Annotated in this window: 17 protein-coding genes and 1 riboswitch; of the genes, 1 reads left to right on the forward strand and 16 read right to left on the reverse strand. The window is 42.7% G+C overall.

The features are described from left to right. Position 1 precedes the first annotated feature (1 nt). The 5 genes from hisH to N782_RS09465 are packed head-to-tail and all read right to left on the reverse strand — an operon-like array spanning position 2 to position 4,330. Positions 2 to 643: an imidazole glycerol phosphate synthase subunit HisH gene (gene hisH, locus N782_RS21805; protein ID WP_036818883.1), complete on the reverse strand. Its 642-nt coding sequence runs from the start codon at positions 641 to 643 to the stop codon at positions 2 to 4. Next, complete coding sequence (gene hisB / locus N782_RS21810; protein WP_036818885.1) at positions 644 to 1,237, reverse strand: imidazoleglycerol-phosphate dehydratase HisB; 594 nt, start codon at positions 1,235 to 1,237, stop codon at positions 644 to 646. Then, positions 1,234 to 2,508 carry a histidinol dehydrogenase gene (gene hisD, locus N782_RS09455; protein WP_036818888.1) on the reverse strand — a complete coding sequence of 425 codons (1,275 nt, stop codon included), beginning with the start codon at positions 2,506 to 2,508 and terminating at the stop codon, positions 1,234 to 1,236. The genes hisB and hisD overlap by 4 nt, the downstream gene beginning before the upstream one ends. A gap of 14 nt (positions 2,509 to 2,522) precedes the next feature. Next, positions 2,523 to 3,149 carry an ATP phosphoribosyltransferase gene (gene hisG / locus N782_RS09460; RefSeq protein WP_036818890.1) on the reverse strand — a complete coding sequence of 209 codons (627 nt, stop codon included), beginning with the start codon at positions 3,147 to 3,149 and terminating at the stop codon, positions 2,523 to 2,525. After that, a complete protein-coding gene (locus N782_RS09465; protein WP_084103039.1) occupies positions 3,149 to 4,330 on the reverse strand; it encodes an ATP phosphoribosyltransferase regulatory subunit in 1,182 nt (393 codons plus the stop codon). Before N782_RS09465 ends, hisG begins: the two co-directional genes overlap by 1 nt. Positions 4,331 to 4,620: 290 nt before the next feature. Further along, positions 4,621 to 4,705, forward strand: a riboswitch (cyclic di-GMP riboswitch). Positions 4,706 to 4,804: 99 nt separating this feature from the next. On the opposite strand from N782_RS09465, the gene N782_RS09470 reads away from it, so the two are divergent. Then, a complete protein-coding gene (locus N782_RS09470) occupies positions 4,805 to 5,758 on the forward strand; it encodes a sensor domain-containing diguanylate cyclase (RefSeq protein WP_036818892.1) in 954 nt (317 codons plus the stop codon). 902 nt (positions 5,759 to 6,660) lie between these two features. On the opposite strand, the gene N782_RS09475 is transcribed toward N782_RS09470, so the two are convergent. The 11 genes from N782_RS09475 to hprK form a co-directional block, all read right to left on the reverse strand. Next, positions 6,661 to 8,331, reverse strand: a complete 1,671-nt coding sequence (locus N782_RS09475; protein WP_036818894.1) for an acyl-CoA dehydrogenase family protein — start codon at positions 8,329 to 8,331, stop codon at positions 6,661 to 6,663. After that, positions 8,328 to 9,863 carry a class I adenylate-forming enzyme family protein gene (locus tag N782_RS09480; protein ID WP_036818895.1) on the reverse strand — a complete coding sequence of 512 codons (1,536 nt, stop codon included), beginning with the start codon at positions 9,861 to 9,863 and terminating at the stop codon, positions 8,328 to 8,330. The genes N782_RS09475 and N782_RS09480 overlap by 4 nt, the downstream gene beginning before the upstream one ends. Then, positions 9,860 to 10,252, reverse strand: coding sequence for a MerR family transcriptional regulator (locus tag N782_RS09485; protein ID WP_036818896.1), 393 nt, complete (start codon positions 10,250 to 10,252; stop codon positions 9,860 to 9,862). Before N782_RS09485 ends, N782_RS09480 begins: the two co-directional genes overlap by 4 nt. Positions 10,253 to 10,405: 153 nt before the next feature. Beyond that, complete coding sequence (locus N782_RS09490) at positions 10,406 to 11,215, reverse strand: hypothetical protein (protein WP_036818898.1); 810 nt, start codon at positions 11,213 to 11,215, stop codon at positions 10,406 to 10,408. A gap of 60 nt (positions 11,216 to 11,275) precedes the next feature. Then, positions 11,276 to 12,934 carry a glycerol-3-phosphate dehydrogenase/oxidase gene (locus N782_RS09495; protein ID WP_036818901.1) on the reverse strand — a complete coding sequence of 553 codons (1,659 nt, stop codon included), beginning with the start codon at positions 12,932 to 12,934 and terminating at the stop codon, positions 11,276 to 11,278. Between the two features lie 105 nt (positions 12,935 to 13,039). Beyond that, a complete protein-coding gene (locus N782_RS21270; protein ID WP_152600748.1) occupies positions 13,040 to 13,456 on the reverse strand; it encodes a hypothetical protein in 417 nt (138 codons plus the stop codon). A gap of 81 nt (positions 13,457 to 13,537) precedes the next feature. Then, positions 13,538 to 14,071, reverse strand: a complete 534-nt coding sequence (locus N782_RS09505) for an acyltransferase (RefSeq protein ID WP_036818907.1) — start codon at positions 14,069 to 14,071, stop codon at positions 13,538 to 13,540. Positions 14,072 to 14,075: 4 nt separating this feature from the next. Beyond that, positions 14,076 to 14,717: a pyrophosphatase PpaX gene (ppaX, locus tag N782_RS09510; RefSeq protein ID WP_036818910.1), complete on the reverse strand. Its 642-nt coding sequence runs from the start codon at positions 14,715 to 14,717 to the stop codon at positions 14,076 to 14,078. Further along, the gene (locus N782_RS09515) at positions 14,692 to 15,648 is read right to left on the reverse strand and encodes a nucleoside recognition domain-containing protein (RefSeq protein ID WP_036818912.1); all 957 of its coding nucleotides are present in this window, start codon (positions 15,646 to 15,648) and stop codon (positions 14,692 to 14,694) included. The genes ppaX and N782_RS09515 overlap by 26 nt, the downstream gene beginning before the upstream one ends. A 12-nt stretch (positions 15,649 to 15,660) precedes the next feature. Beyond that, complete coding sequence (gene lgt / locus N782_RS09520) at positions 15,661 to 16,491, reverse strand: prolipoprotein diacylglyceryl transferase (protein ID WP_036818914.1); 831 nt, start codon at positions 16,489 to 16,491, stop codon at positions 15,661 to 15,663. Then, entirely contained in the window at positions 16,481 to 17,440 is a 960-nt protein-coding gene (gene hprK, locus N782_RS09525) for an HPr(Ser) kinase/phosphatase (RefSeq protein WP_036818917.1), read from the reverse strand. Before hprK ends, lgt begins: the two co-directional genes overlap by 11 nt. Positions 17,441 to 17,738 lie beyond the last annotated feature (298 nt).

Genomic DNA, 17,738 nt, shown 5'->3' on the forward strand with positions numbered 1-17,738 from the left:
CTTACTCCTTTCCGCCTCTCACTGCTAGTAGATCACAAAAGTTCTTCAAAATCGTCATGCCTGTCGAGCCACTTTTTTCGGGGTGGAACTGAGTTCCATACACATTTCCTCGCCCTACCACAGCAGGTACATCCGTCTCATAGGAGGCACTTGCTAAAATGACGGAAGGATCTGGTGTATCCACGTAATAGGAGTGAACAAAATACACATACCCATCTTCTATATCGTTAAGCAACGATGCCTCTGGATGCCTTTGGTCTAAATGATTCCAACCCATATGCGGTATCTTAAAACGAGTGCCCGCTTCGTTCTTTCCTGTAAATCGAACAATGCGCCCGGGAAGTAAATTCAAGCCTTTCGTTAGCATATTTTCCTCACTTTCTTCAAAAAGCAACTGCATGCCTAAACAAATGCCTAAAAGCGGTGTACCTTCGTCGACTTTACGAAGCACATATTCCTTCATCCCCGCTTCTTCCAGGGCTTTCATAGCATCTGGAAAAGCACCTACTCCTGGTAGAATGAGGCCTTCACATTGTTCTAATTCATCTGGTGATGCAGAAAGGGTATAAGGTACATCTAATCGTTCCAGCGCTTTCGAGACACTGAACAAATTGCCCATCCCGTAATCAATAATGCCAATCATTTATAGACTCCCCTTCGTGGACATGATCCCTTCTATACGCGGATCGATTTGCGTCGCTTCATCTAGTGCTCTGGCAGTAGCTTTAAACATCGCCTCAATGATGTGATGCGTATTCGAGCCATGATGAACGACAATATGTAAATTCATGCGACCTTCTAAGGCAAGCTTCCAGAAAAATTCATGCACATTTTCCGTATCGAACGTGCCTACCTTTTCAGCTGGTAGATCCGCTTTCCACTCCAGATGAGGACGATCACTCAAGTCAACCGCAACCGTAACAAGGGTTTCGTCCATCGGCATCGTAAACGAACCATAGCGCCTGATCCCTTGTTTATCGCCTACTGCTTGTCGGAGTGCTTGACCTAGCACAATTCCGATATCTTCGGTAAGGTGATGGTCATCCACATGAACATCCCCTTCACCTTGTATCGTTAGGTTAAAAAAGCCATGCTTTTTGAAAAGCTCCAGCATATGTGTCATAAAAGGAACTTGAGTGTCTACCTCTCCACTTCCATTCCCATCTAAATCAAGTTGAAGGGAAATCTGGGTTTCGCCTGTTTTTCGTTCAAGGTGGCTAATCCGTTTATCCGTCATGACTCATCGTCCTTTCGCTTTTCGATTGCTTTTGCATGGGCTTCTAATCCTTCTAATCGGGCAAATCGTGCAATTTTATCTGCGTTCTGCTCATACGCCTGCTTACTATAGTAAATAACACTTGATTTTTTCACAAAATCATCTACATTTAATGGACTGGAGAAGCGCGCCGTGCCGCTCGTAGGTAGCACGTGGTTCGGTCCTGCGAAATAGTCTCCAACTGGCTCTGAGCTATAACGTCCAAGAAATATCGCACCTGCATGCTTGATGCTTCCTAGCACACCAAATGGTTCTTCCATCATGATTTCTAAGTGTTCTGGCGCAATTGAATTAACGACATCAATGGCCCCTTCTTGACTATTACATAACACAATCGCACCGAAATCACGGATACTAGCTCCTGCAATGTCTTTTCGTGGGAGTTGTTCCAGTTGCTGATCTACTTCTTCCGCCACCGCTTTTGCTAACGATTCAGAGGTTGTCACAAGGACACTTGAGGAGCGTTCGTCATGCTCTGCTTGAGATAAAAGATCGGCTGCAACTTCACCAGGCTTGGCGGTTTCATCTGCAAGCACAACAATCTCACTTGGTCCTGCAATCATATCAATATCTACATCGCCGAACACTTCACGTTTGGCCAAGGCTACATAAATATTACCCGGACCAACAATTTTATCGACAGGTTGGATGGATTCTGTTCCATAGGCGAGTGCCGCTACAGCCTGGGCACCACCTACTTTATATACTTCTTTCACTCCTGCAATTTCTGCCGCTACTAAGACACCTGCAGGTAACGTCCCCTCTTCTGAAGGTGGGGAGACCATTACAATACGATCTACACCAGCAACTACCGCCGGAAGTACGTTCATAAACACAGAGGAAGGATATGCAGCTGTTCCACCAGGGACATACACACCTACTGCATCTAATGGCGTAACTTTTTGACCTAAGACCGTTCCATCTTCGTTCGTGTCAAACCAAGACTGACGAATCTGTTTTTCATGAAAAGATTTAATATTCTCAGCTGCCTCTTTGAGGATATCAATATCTTTCGTATCTAACGCTTCACGTGCTTGATTAAACTCTTCCTCTGTCACACGAAGCTGTGATAACGACGCACCATCCAACTTGTTTGTATAATGAAACAGTGCTTCATCCTGTTTTGATTGAACGTCAGCAATGATTTCTTTGACTGTTTCTCGTTGTTTTTCGGTCCCGCCATCTACACTTCGTTTGATAGAAGCTAAATCGTTCGGTGTAACAATGTCCATGGCTTATATCCTCCTTATCCAGCTATTTGTTCGCTTAATTTTTCAATAATAGGGTCAAGAGACGAACTCTTAATACGATAACTAACTGGGTTAACGATAAATCGAGAGGTAATATCGGCAATTTTCTCATACTCTACAAGCCCATTCTCTTTTAACGTACGTCCAGAAGATACAATATCAACAATTCTGTCTGTTAACCCAATTAACGGTGCTAATTCAATCGAACCATTTAAAGGAATGATTTCAATTTGCTCGCCTTGCTCGCGGAAATATTCAGAAGCCACGCGAGGATATTTTGTCCCAATCTTAGGTGCAATCTTGCTTAGTGGCTTATCTGGCACACCAGCTACAGCTAAATAGCACGGGCTAATTTGTAAATCTAACACCTCATACACGTCTCGATCTTGCTCTAATAACACATCTTTTCCAGCAATACCGCAATCGGCTGCACCATATTCCACGTACGTGACGACGTCCATAGGCTTAGCCAGCATCAATCGAATTTTGTATTCAGGAAATTCTAAAATAAGCTTTCTTGACTCTTCCACATCTGTGAAGTCATAGCCAATCTGTTTTAACAATTCAGCTGCCTCTTCAAAGATACGACCCTTTGGCATCGCAATCGTTAGCCAATCACTCATTATTCGCCACCTCCTGTGGTTACATCGTACACCCATGTATAACGTGCTTCCATTTGCGAGTTTTCTTCCAGATGACCTTTATGCTGAAGAGCCACCTGTTGCCCGTTTGCTCTTGCGGATTGCGCTTTTTGTAATCCTTTTTGAAACGAATCATCATTATACAGCACCAATACGTGCTCCTCACCGTCTTCCTCCTGAGAAAGTGCTTCGACTAAGCGATCCAGTCTTATCGCAAACCCTGTGGCAGAAGCATTTGATTGGAAGGAAGGCAGTAATTGATCATAACGACCACCATTACATAACAGCGACCCTAAATGAGGGGCATAGCCTTCGAATAAAATCCCTGTATAGTAGTGCATATGGCTAATAAGGTTCAAATCAAAGGATACATACTGACTAACGCCATACACTTCTAATAGATCGCGTAATTGCTTTAATTCCCCAATTGCCTGATGACACGCACCGTTTGTCGTAATGTCTTCCGCTTTGGAAAGGACATTCTCCTCCCCACGCAGAGATAAAAGCTGCGTAAGACGCTTTTTATCCGTCTCTGAAAGGTCAACTTCTTGAAGGGCTTTACGGAAACCTACATAGTTCTTGCGGAAAAGGTAGCGTAAGAACATTTCCGAAGTTTCTTCGTCATCGCCAAAAATTTCTGTCAGCAATCCTCTCACATATCCAATATGGCCTATTGTAAGTTGAAACTGCTCTAAACCAGATGCCTTAAGCGATTCAACTTGAAGCGCAATAACCTCAGCGTCTGCATATATGGAGTTTTCCCCTATGTATTCCACACCTACTTGTTCAAACTGTGCTGGCTTGCCACCTTCAATTTGCTGGGCACGAAACACAGGTCCATCATAGCTCAACCGTACAGGATAACCTTGTTCCTTAAGCTGAGAAGCAGCCACGCGCGCAATTGGTGCAGTCAAATCTGGACGCAGAACCAGCGTATGTCCTTGCTGATCCAATAGCTTAAAGAGTTGCGTTTCATCAATCGCACTTGCCTCTCCCACTGTATCTAGATATTCAAGCATCGGTGTATCAAGAAACTGATATCCCCATGACTCTATTGTTTGCGATAATGCTTGTCTTGCTTTTCGTTTTTGATTATAGAAAAAAGGTAATGTGTCCCTCATTCCTAATGGTTTCTCAAACATAAGACGATTTGCCACAGTCATTTGCACCTCTCTTGATTAGGATAAATAGTATAAACAATTCTCAATCCTTTAACTTGCTAATATGCTACCAAAGTAAAGATAATCCGTCAACGCATGACTCTCTTAGGTAAACTCTAACATGTATCTACTGTTTTTCCTCTTCATATGTTTCCCTATATCGATTTAGAAAAACGCATCCCCTTTGTAAAGGAGGGGATCTGACTTGGATAAAGATGAGAAAAATTATTCACTATTTTTGTCGAATGACTTGGTATTTTTGAACTAGTACTTATATAATAGAAATAGACAAAATTTAGAAAAGGCAAACTTACTGAAAAGTAAGGACGCAAAGTCACGAGCCTAAAGGTGTTTACCAAAGGTGGTTGGGCTGCCGAATAAAAAGGAAGCTAAGGCATACCTTTTTCGGGTTGCCTTTTTCTTATGGAATCAAGACAACAGACACATAGAATAACTTTTTTATAGAAGGTGAGATGGGTGAAGATAGTTTGGATAAGCATTGGAGTTGTGTTAGGCGTTTTAGCGCTAAAAAGCATCCAGCTTATGAAAAAGAGAAAAGATGAAAGCAACACGCAAGAGGATTGTCGTATTTATCATCTATTAGAACATGCGAAGGATATTATTTATTATGTGGAGATCGAACCAATCCCGAGGTATCGATACCTTAGTCCTTCCATTGATACTGCGCTTGGAGATAACGTACTTGAAGAGACGTTCGAGAATCCTTTCGCCATATTTGATCGAATTCACCCAGAAGACTATAACACCCTAGAACAAAAAATCAACGGCCAAATTGATTTCAATCAGCCTATTATTCAACGCTGGAAGCACAATAATGGCAATTATATTTGGTTTGAGGAATACGCTACACCTATTTATGCGCATGGAAAAATCGTTGCACTGCAAGGCATTATTCGTAATATTAGTGATAAAGTAGAGCTAATGGAACGACTGGAATACCAAGTATCACACGATCGCCTCACAGGCATCCACAATCGTGATTTTTTTGAGAACCATATGAGAAAATACAACCAAACGGATGAATCTGTAGCAATGGTTTTATGTGATTTGGATAATCTTAAATCGATCAATGATACATTTGGACACAAACAAGGCGATGAATTAATCCAAAATACAGCTACCGTGCTCTCTTCCTTCTCCGCTACAGATACCACTGTCTGTAGAGTAGGCGGAGATGAATTTGCCTTGCTTCTTACAAACACATCAGACTCTGAGGTTACGAAATTAGTCAACGATCTCACAGATCAGCTTGAGCAATTCAACGAAACAGCAAAATTCCCAATCTACATCTCCATGGGATATGCCTTTCGTTCGAATTCACGAGGTGAGATGGAAAACATGTATATGGAAGCTGATAAATGGATGTATGAACATAAGAATGGAAAAGAGGGACAGCTTTCGTTTGGGTAAGCTGTCTCTTTTTTTGGAGACTTGGGTTCGAGATAATCTAGAGGCACCGCACGTCGCCAAAACTGCGGTCGCTCCTATTTTGGAAAAGTTGCTCTGAATTCGGTGAAAGTCGCTCCTGATTTTCAAATGTCGCTCCTATATCCAGATAGTCGCTCCTATTTTCTGAATGTCGCTCCTAATCTCGAAAACTCGCTCGCAAACCCTCCCTGTGAAGCTGAGCACTCGTCCGACCCTAGACGTTGCGCTGCACGGCGCCAAACCGCGTTTTGGATAGAATTTAATTCTTTAATTTTACTAGGTTTCACTTCAATTTTTGTCATATCTTCTTCTTAGAAAATATATTAAAAAGGCTCCAGTAGAAGCGAAAAATATGGCCCAACTAGGAATGATATCTTCAGTAAATAAACTAACTAACAGTACTAAAAACAACATTAAAGATATCAATTTAATAATAATATTCATAACCAATTGTATGTCCTCCTTTTATAAAACATAAATATAAAGTAGAATTGGATTTTAATATATATCATCTAACGTTTTTCCATAAAGAGTATACCCACTCACATTGTAACAACGAACACACACGTTCCTAATCAGTATTTCGCTAAATCTAACCAATTATTGATCCAAATGCCTTTTCTAGCGCTCGATATCATGCTCACGCCCCTGTTGTTGAACATCTCTACTACACCAATAGTCGATAAAACCTTTGCTATTCCATTTTCACATACTAAAACATCACTATTTTTTGAAAAAGTCGCTCCTATTTTCTGAATGTCGCTCCTAATCTCGAAAACTCGCTCGCAAACCCTCCCTGTGCTCTTTAAGTAACATCATTCTCCATAGCAAAAAGGTACGATTCCTCGCGTAGGAACCGTACCTTTTCTTTAGGTTTTACCATATTACACATTACTCGTAGTCTTTTCTTCTACGATCAAATCGTAATAAGCTAGGGATTGTTGATCCCAGTCTGGTTGGTCTTTTTTCCATGTGTGTTGCATGAAGACCTTCGCAATGGCTAGTTTTCGTTCGCCACCGACTACAGCATCTTCTAATGCTACGACACTTTCAAATATCTTGGTCATTTTATCTGCTATGAATTTCGCATAGTAGGTTTGTTCTTCATGCTCCATCACAGCGATGCGGGCGGCTTGTTTTTTCAATGCATCAAGCTCACCGTAGATAAGGCCATATTCCTCTGATAGGGAAACAGGTAGTTGATCAATTCTACCTTTTATTTCATCAATAAACATTTTATCGATGTGATACTTTTTCATTAATCGTAAGACTTCAAGTCCTAGTATATTCGCAGTGCCTTCCCACACGGTTAATACCTGTGCATCGCGAAGCAAGCGAGGCGTTACAAAGTCTTCGATATAACCATTGCCACCATGCATCTCGATGGACTCGTGAGAAAAGTGGATGGCCTGTTCTGCTGTTTCTTTTTTCAATAACGCAATTAACAGCCTATTAAGAGCCTGATGTTTTTCAGATGTATTCTCTGGTTCATTCATGACACGATCAAATAGAGAAATCATTTGGAATACACTGCTGGTGTCTACTTCCTGCTTCGCTTTAAGCGTGGCTAACGTATCTTGAATCATCGGGAAGTCCTTGAGCTGATTGCGGAATGCAGAACGCTCATAAGCATAAGCCCGAGCTTCCAGATAAGCACGTTGCATGATTCCAATAGAAGCAACTGCATTACATACTCTCGATAAGTTCAGCGCTTCCATCATATAATGAATGCCTTTTTGCGGTTCCCCAACCATATACGCTTCTGCCCCGTCAAAAACTACTTCAGCAGAAGGGACAGCACGAACGCCAAGTTTATCTTTTAACCTACGAATTTGAATGCCATTCAAGCTATCATCTTCATTCCGCCACGGAACTAGAAACAGACTAAGTCCTTTCGTGCCTTCTGGCGCATCTTCTGTACGAGCCAGTACCATGGCAACACCGCACATGCCTGCATTACTGGCAAAATATTTTTCACCGTAAAGCTTGTAATGATCATCTTCTTGAACAGCGGTCGTTTCATTCGCCCCTACATCAGACCCGCCTTGGCGCTCTGTAAGAAACGTAGCACCTTCGTATAACTCTACGTCCCCAGTAGATAGCACATGAGGCAAGTACTTCTCTTTTAATTCTTCGCTTCCATAGTGATCGAGTAAGTATGCTGTCGCCATTGTTAGCGTTACAGGACAATAGAACCCAGGTTCCGCCTGAGATAGAAGATACCCTTGAGCGTAGGAATAAATATAGTTTCCTTTTCGATTTAATTCCGGAATGTCTTTGTGAACGTACCCAACTATTCCGCGATTGTACGTTTCAGATACTGTCTGTTTGTAGCCCTCATTCACCCAAACTTCTGAAATATCATTGCCCATCTTATCGTACTTTACCAGTTGGGGCTGTCCTTCGCGATCGGTATGAACAGCGCGCTCGTCAATCTCATTAGCACAGAGCTCACCGTAATCATCCAATTCTTTCTTAGCCCACTCTAGAAACTCTTCATCTAAATATTGTTCAAGGATAAAACTTAAATTGGGGTCTTCTCTAAAAAAATTCATCGTATCTCTCCTTCTGGACTCTGTTGAGTTTGTCTCAGTTGCTGTTTCAACAATTTTCCCGTTGCATTACGTGGTAAAGCATCCAATTGGTGGTAAATTCTAGGTATTTTAAAATTAGCTACTTTCCCTTCAAGGAAACGTTTACAATCTTGTTCTAAGGAATCAAACTCATGGTCATTCTCTACCACAACAAATGCTTTTACCGTTTCACCCCAATCCGGATGAGGCACACCAATCACTGCAACTTCTGCAATAGCAGGATGTGTACTTAACACTTCTTCAATTTCTTTTGGAAAGATATTCACTCCACCTGAGATAATGACGTCTTTTTTGCGATCAATGACCCATATAAAACCATCTTCATCGCGTTTACCCATATCCCCTGTATATAGCCAACCGTCTTTGAAGGTTGCTAACGTTTTTTCTTCGTCCTTATAATATCCTTTCATATTCCCTTCGCCACGTAAAACAATTTCCCCTACTTGACCGTACGGAACATAGTCTCCATTTTCATCAACAATCGCGACTTCACAGTTTAATGCTGGGCGCTGGCCTATGCTGCCTGCTTTTGCATCATGCTCTTCAGGAAGGAGCAGTGTCCCATTTGGACCAGCTTCCGTCAAACCATACACACATGTGAGCCGATCGGTTTTAAACTGTTGTTTAACAAATTCGACCTCGTTTGTTCCTAACGGAGCTCCTCCATAGACCCAATACTCCATTGAACTGAGATCATACTCCTGGATCGAAGGGTGCTTCGCGGTCATTAAATACGCGACAGGTGCTCCGAAGAAATGAGTCGTCTTTTCAGTAGAAACGAGATCTAGTAATAAATCAGGTGTGAATGTTGGAGCTAATACATGAGTTGCTCCTACATACGTTGCAGATACCAGGAATAGATGGAGAGGTGCTGAATGACTAAGTGGCATCATATGCAATACACGACTATTCTTACTCATCGTCATTTCAATGCAGATCATGGTAGCCACTGTTAAAATATTTCGATTGGTGAATACGACTCCTTTTGGGCGGCCTGTCGTACCTGAAGTGTACAAGATAGCCGCTTCATCATCTTCTTGTAGTGGTGAGACGATTGCTTGCTCTCTGCCTTGGTTCAATATATCTTGAAACGCATACCAGCCATGAAGCGCAGCCCCAGTTTTGATACATAGGATGTTTGTTCTTGCTATACCAGACACCTGATTAAATAATAGTTCATGTGTTATAAAGGCTTTCGCATCACTATGTTCAATGATGTATTCGATTTCGTCCTGGGCAAGCTTTGCGTTAATCGGTACAATAACAGCCCCCAACCGCTGCACAGCAAAATAGGTGAACAAAAATTCTTTGACATTCGGCATATGCAAAACTACTTTATCTCCTCTTTCGATCCCTTCTGTCGCCAGCCCCGATGCGAAACGATTCACTGTCTCATCCCATTCCTGATACGTAATTCTCTCCCCATTGGACACAATCGCCTCATGCATGGGATGCCTTCTAGCTTGCATTGCTAACACTTCCGAAATATTCATTCCGTTTCCCCCTCTAATTCTGATAATTTCATCCGAAAATCACCAATCACACGAACCATTTCATCTCTCATCTCCGTTAACTCAACAATCCTATCGGTCACCTCCCTAATTTTTTTCTCCCCATAATCAATCGTCCTCTCGAGCTGCTTCTTACCTGAAGGATCTTGGTCAAACAAATGCAACATATCTTTGATTTCCTCTAACTGAAAGCCATATTTTTTCCCTCTAAAAATGAGGAATAACAACGTTCTTTCCTTCTTCGTAAACACCCTTCGCCCACTTTCTGAACGAGCAGGAGAAATCAGCCCTAGCTCCTCATAGTACCGAATCGTTCGTGAAGTAATGTTAAACTCTTGAGCCAACTGTGTGATTGTATACGTCTCCTCCATCAACTATCCCTCTTTTTTGTCAAAACTTTCTGCATCTTAATCTTACCATTAACGTTAACGTAAAGTTCAATAGTGGGACGAAGGGACAGGTCCCTCGTCCCATTAGGTGGTCCCTCATCCCACAAAAAAAAGCCTGCCCACGATGGACAGACTTTACCAAGCTGCTACTTTTTTATTCAGGATATATAAGAATAGGTGCAAATCATCCGGGAGTGGCTCATGATCCCTCTTTTCTATAAGCAGGCCGGACATAGAACCAAATCGGTCTGCTGCTTCAACAGGGATTGCGTCCTTTTTCAGATTCATCACTTCCATGCCCTCTGGATTTTTAACGGTAATAACATCTAAATAACGGTCACTTTCAGCCGTCCATAGCACGTTAGCTTTTTCATAAAAGTGGATAATCATATCATGACCTGTCTGTTTCTGTTGTTCTGCATAATACAAATAATTCCCTTGGAGGTCCCGGATAAAATAGCGGGATCTCAAGCCTCCCTTTTTCTCAAGCAGATAGGTAGGTTCCTTTGATTGGTTATAAAATATATAATTTCTCGGAGCGATTGGTAAGGAAGAAAATATGGCGGCTAGTACAAGCACGAACTTCCAGACCAATGATTTCTTCTCTTTCATTTCTGAATGAATAGCTCCGTCCATATCATATAATCTAGCGGGGTCGTCCCAGCCCATCGCTATCCCTAAGTACATCCGTTTGGATACAACTTGATAACCGACTTGATTCTCTGTTGTAGCAGCTAAGCCTGCGAAACGAATGTCCCGCATACCACGTGACAACAGGGTTATGCCAAACAATCCAAAGGGAATTGCAAAAAGAATTCCATACAAAAAGCTCGTATCTAAGAGCATTTGAAGAACAATAATCACCAATACAACCACTAGTGCAACGCCTGCAGATTTTATCTGCCGCTTGCCATCTTCTCTAAGAACTTCCTCCATCTGAGTCATACCACAGTCTCCCCCTCATTTCCTACCTATACGATTCAAAAGCAAGTGCGTTTCACTCTTTTAGGTAACATCTGGAGAAACAGCTTCTTCTAATAATACATTCAGTTCGTTCGTATAAGCTACAAGTTGTTCCTGACTCCATTGGAAACGATCCGCCATATAAGCTATCACACTATTTTGGTGAAGATGAACCCAGTGAATATCGAAGAATAACGCACCTGTTCTCCTCACGAAAAAATCGACTGGCTTGGCAACTAGTTCCTTTTCAATGCCATATACAAGCATCGATTGAACGAGAGGATCTAATCCATGTTCCGATTTGGTATGCTTAAAATAGACATAATGATCAAATACGTCATCTACATTGGATCCGTATAATTGCACGAGCCCGCGAGACTGCTCTTCGGAAAGTCCAAAGGCAATTCCGGCTTCTTTTTTTCGATTGAGAAAAGTTTCGAACCCTTTGGATCCACCAACTTCACCGCCTGATATTGGCAAGTCTTCTGTTTGAGCACTCGGATAGGTTGTACCCTGCTCTTCAGTCAATTGCTGTGTGACTAAGTCGATGACATTCTCTGCCATTTTTCGATAACCGGTTAACTTACCACCTGCGATTGAGATTAAGCCAGAATCTGAAACGAAAATCTCGTCTTTACGGGAAATCTCAGATGGATCCTTTCCTTCCTCATGAATAAGCGGCCTTAAACCAGCCCAACTAGATTCGACATCATGAGCTGTAATCGATAACGTTGGAAACATGTAATCTATCGCTTGAAGAATGTAATCCCGATCATCAACCGTCATCGTTGGATGGGCAATGTCCCCTTCATAAACGGTATCCGTCGTTCCTACATATGTTTTTCCATCACGGGGGATGGCGAAAATCATTCGACCATCTTGAGCGTCAAAATAAATGGCCTGTTGCAACGGGAAGGTTTGATGGTCAAAAACAAGATGAATTCCTTTGGTCAGATGTAGGGTTTTCCCTTGTTTGGACCCATCTTTTTCTCGAACTTCATCGACCCATGGTCCACCTGCATTCACAATCTTGTTCGCCAAAATCTTATAACGCTGTTTCGTAAGCTGATCTTCTACGACTGCCCCGATGACCTTCCCTTCCTCATAGAGAAACTCAATTACTTTGGAATAGTTCAGGGCATAGGCTCCCTTTTGAACTGCTTTTTTCATAACATCTAGTGTTAATCGAGCATCATCGGTTCGATACTCTACATAATAGCCGCCACCCCGTAATTTTTCTTTATTTAGTAGAGGTTCTTTTTCAAGAGTCTCTCTTGGAGATAGCATCGTGCGTCGCTCACTCTTTTTCACACCTGCTAGATAATCATACACTCGTAACCCGAGACTGGTGGAAAACGGACCAAATGTTCCGCCTCTATAAAATGGAAGGAGCATCCATTCTGGAGTCGTCACATGGGGACCATTTTCATAAACAATCGCCCGTTCACGCCCTACCTCAGATACCATCTTCACTTCAAACTGCTTTAAGTATCGTAAGCCACCATGCACAAGTTTAGTAGACCGACTAGACGTCCCAGCTGCGAAATCCTGCATTTCTACCACACCTGTCGACAGCCCTCTCGTCGTAGCATCCAGCGCTACTCCAGCACCGGTGATGCCACCACCTATCACAAGTACATCGAGTTTTTCTTCCGTTAATTTATGATAAATATCCTTACGCTGATCTGTTGAAAACATCATCGACACTCCCTTTCCGTACCTTGCAAAGTTGCTGCAAGTACCCTTCCCTTTTTTTAGTTTATTCATACCTCTGAATAGGTGCGAAGTGGGAGGTGGGGGTGTTTTCTATTGATATGCGTGACTTTCCTCCTGATATGCGTGGCTTTTCTCTGTGATATGCGTGGCTTTCCTCTCGATATGCGTGGCTTTCCTCTCGATATGCGTGGCTTTCCTCTCGATATGCGTGGCTTTTCTCCTGATATGCGTGACTTTCCTCCGGATATGCGCGACTTTCCTCTTGATATGCGTGACTTTCCTCCCGATATGCGTGACTTCCCTCTCGATATGCGTGACTTCCCTCTCGATATGCGTGACTTCCCTCTCGATATGCGTGGCTTCCCTCTCGATATGCGTGGCTTTCCTCTCGATATGCGTGGCTTTCCTCTCGATATGCGTGACTTTCCTTGATATGCGTGGCTTTCCTCCCGATATGCGTGACTTTCCTCCGGTTATGCGTGACTTCCCATACCTAATCCTTATCAAAGTAATGCCTCATTCGCTAGGTATCCCTCTCATCTACCTTTTCCCCAAAAAAATTACGCACAAAAAAAGAACAGCCTCTCCTCAGCTGTTCTCCATAAAAAATACATCCTCTTTCGTACGACGATCCATTTCTTCCTTATCATAAATAACCTGCATTGGATTTCCACCGACAAAACTGCCTGGTGGGACGTCTTTATGCACAAGCGTTCCAGCTGAGACTATCGCTCCGTCTCCTATCGTAATGCCAGGTAGGATGGTGGTGTTGGCTCCAATCATGACTTCGCTGCCAATATTCACCTCACCTAATCGATACTCTTTTATCAAGTATTCATGGGCAAGGATGGTGGTGTTGTACCCGATGACTGTGTTGCGGCCGACGGAGATTTTTTCTGGAAACATGATGTCGAGCATAACCATGAGCGCGAAGGCTGTATGTTCGCCTACCTTCATGCGGAGAAACGTACGATACAGCCAGTTTTTCATCGGAAGGAATGGCGTATAGCGTGCCAGTTGGATGACGATGAAATTGCGCACCACTTTCCAAAAGGGCACTGTTTTATAAATATGCCAGAGAGAATTGGCTTCCTTCACTTTGTAGCGCTCGGTCTTTCGCATCGAATCACTCCATCACGATTTTAAGAATGTCACTCATATGCTCTAGCATGAAGTCTGGATGTAGGTCTTCCAGTACTTTTTTTCCTTTGATGGTCCAAGCAACACCTGCTGTTTTCGTGCCTGCGTTTTTACCTGCATCAATATCATGGGTGTTATCGCCGACCATAATCGTCTCTTCAGGATTGGCATCTAATGCTTTCATGGCGCGAACAACTGGTTCTGGGTGTGGCTTGGCGTGGTCCACATCATCCAGGGTTACGACGGTTTCAAAATAATCCTCGATTTCGGTAAGCTTCAGACCCATGTCTACCGTCTGACGCATTTTGGTCGTTACGATACCAAGCTTAAAGCCTGCTTCCTTGAGCTTTGATAAAGACTCCCGCACACCATCATAAGCATGAACCAATTCATCATGATGCTCGTGATTGTGCTTGCGGTATGTGTTCATCATCGTTTCAACGTCTTCATTTGGATTGATCGTCTTCAAGCTTTCTTCTAAAGGAGGGCCTATGAAATTGATGACATCCTCCCGTGTATATTTCCCAGGAGCATAGGTTTCTGTCGTATGCAAAAACGAGGCGATAATCAGCTCGTTTGTATTAATCAATGTTCCATCTAAATCAAAGAGAAGGGTACGAATGGTCATAAGCTGCTTCCTTTCCTTTTGTAGTGTTCATTCGATTCCATATAAAACCGATGACTGCTGTTAGTAGTATGGCTGTTATAAGACGGATTAATAACAGTGGCCAAACTGGAATGCCGAGTGGGATGAAAATTAACGTATCCTCCACAACTGCGTGACAGGACACGAGGAATATGAGCGATAGGTACATATCCTTTTTCGAAACGCCATCCTCTTTTACAGCCTGAATCATTAATCCTGCTCCATAGGCTAAGCCAATTAAAAGTCCTGCAACCAATGTTGTCGATGCGTTCCGCTCCACTCCAAGAAATCGAGTAAAGGGTGCAAACCAACGCGAGAATGTATCAATCCAATTTTTTTCTTTTAACCACTGCATGGCAACCATGAGAGGGATGACAATCGCGGCGAGCTGCAGTACCGCAACCATGGCAGTTTGCAGACCTGTCAATCCGACCATGAGCCACCCATCTGGGACTTCATTTTGTGAAATCATCCCATACTGAGCCATCTCTGATCCACCTTGCCAAAACACATTGATGAGAATCGCTGAAACGAACGCAAGCGAAAGGCGTACCCCAGCGACAAACCACCATTTCACCCCCACTTTAGAGGCAACAGTCGACTCGATGAGAAGGTTATGAGAAAACGACATCATCACAGCTAAAATAAATACTTCTTTTACCGAGAAATCAAACGATACAATCGCTGCGATGCCCGCATATAAGTTTAAAAAATTTCCTAATACTAACGGAATGGCTGCCTCTCCTGATAAGCCAATCCATTTCATAAGAGGAGCAACCCAGTCACTCAACCATTGGAGGACTGGGGTTGCTCGTAAAATCGTCACAAGTAGCGTAATTGGAAAAATCACTTTACCAAGTGTCCATGTTACGTTCCATCCTTGCTTTAATCCTCGTTGTAGTACACCAGGCAAAAGAGACCCTCCTTACTCTACCTTCTTCCCGTTGTAATAGCGATCGGCTCGATTTTTGTAACGACGATAGATAATCATGCCTACCGCCCAAGCGATAAGGATGATGGAAATAACCTGTGCTGTACGCAGGTTACCGATAATATATAAACTATCCGTACGCATCCCTTCGATAAAATAACGACCGAATGAATACCAGATAACATAGCTTAAGAATACTTCACCACGTCTTGGATTGTATCTTCTAAGTAGTAGAAGGAAAGCAAATCCAAGGATATTCCATACCGACTCGTATAAAAAGGTAGGATGGTACATAACGCCATCAATACACATTTGATTTGTAATAAAACTAGGTAAGTATTGCATGAAGTTATTATAAAATGCTTCTGTAACTGGACCACCGTGGGCTTCCTGGTTCATGAAGTTCCCCCAGCGCCCAATGGCTTGACCTAAAATAATACTAGGTGCAGCAATATCGACAAGCTTCCAGAACGGCACCTTGCGAACACGTGCAAATACAAGTGCAGTCAGCACCGCACCAATAATCGCACCATGAATGGCGATACCACCTTGCCAGATTGCAATGATATCGATAAAGGAGCTATTTTTATACCGTTCCCACTCAAACGCTACATAATAAATACGGGCACTAATGATGGCGATAGGAATGGCAAACACTACGAGGTCCACGAATGTATCTTTTTTCAAGCCAAGGCGCTCCGATTCTCTCGTTGCCAACCATAACCCTAGAAAAGCTCCAGTAGCAATGATGAGTCCATACCAATAAATAGTGAGTGGACCTAGCTGTAAAAATATTCGACTGAGAGGTTCAGCACTACATGTCACCCTGGAAACCTCCCTTTGTTATATCGTTCTTATTTTCACCAATCATATTGGTAAGACGCTCGGAGAATTCTTCAGCTGCATTAATACCCATACGCTTCAGACGGAAGTTCATCGCAGCCACTTCAATAATAACCGCTAGATTTCGGCCTGGACGCACGGGAACCGTAGCTTTCGGAATCTCTACATCCATAATTTTCATCGTTTCTTCTTCGAGACCAAGACGGTCATACTGCTTCTTTTCATCCCATAATTCAAGGTTAATCACCATCGTGATTCGCTTATAATTACGAACAGAACCAGCTCCGAATAGTGTCATGACGTTGATAATTCCTAAGCCACGAATTTCGAGTAAGTGCTCAATCAACGGAGGAGAGTTTCCGATTAACGTATCATAATCCTCCTGTCGAATTTCCACACTGTCATCCGCAACGAGACGATGACCTCTTTTAACAAGCTCTAGGGCTGTCTCACTTTTACCAACACCACTTTGACCTGTAATCAAAACACCGACACCGTAAATATCCACTAATACACCATGGATAGCTGTAAACGGCGCAAACTTCGTCTCTAGAAAATTGGTTAACCGACTAATCACTCTCGTCGTCTTGTATGGCGAGCGCATAATCGGAACACCCGCTTCATTAGCCGCTTCGATAAGCAGGTCCGGAACCTCCATCGCACGAGTAATAACAATCCCAGGTGTTACATCTGTACATAACTTTGTGACACGATCCTTCTTCTCTGCATCTGTTAATTCAAGGAAAAAAGAAAGCTCTGTTTTTCCAAGCAGCTGCAACCGCTCAGAAGGATAATATTTGAAATAACCCGCCATTTCCATTCCAGGACGAGAAATATCACTTGTAAAAATTTCGCGGTGAACACCATCTTCCCCCGCTACAATCTCTAAATCAAATCGATCCAAAAGATCCTGTGTACGCACTTTTGACATATGTATGCCCCCTGACCTTTATCCTCTTAATCACTTCTCCTATTGTAGCATTTTTTACAATTATCTGTGGATATAATACGTGAATTGTGTAAAGTTTGTTTTTATTTTGGTGAAATATGGGGATTTTGGGGACTAGGTGAGGATAGGTTTGAGGGCTTATATATGCTCGCTTCTCCTCTTGTTTTGCGCGGTTCTCCATCACTTATGCTCGCTTCTTCTCTCGATTTGCGCGGTTCTCCCTCGCTTATGCAGTCAAGTCCTTAACATTGTGTAAAAGTATCCATGATGTTTTCAACTT

The organism is Pontibacillus yanchengensis Y32 (assembly GCF_000770635.1).
Lineage (GTDB): Bacteria > Bacillota > Bacilli > Bacillales > BH030062 > Pontibacillus > Pontibacillus yanchengensis.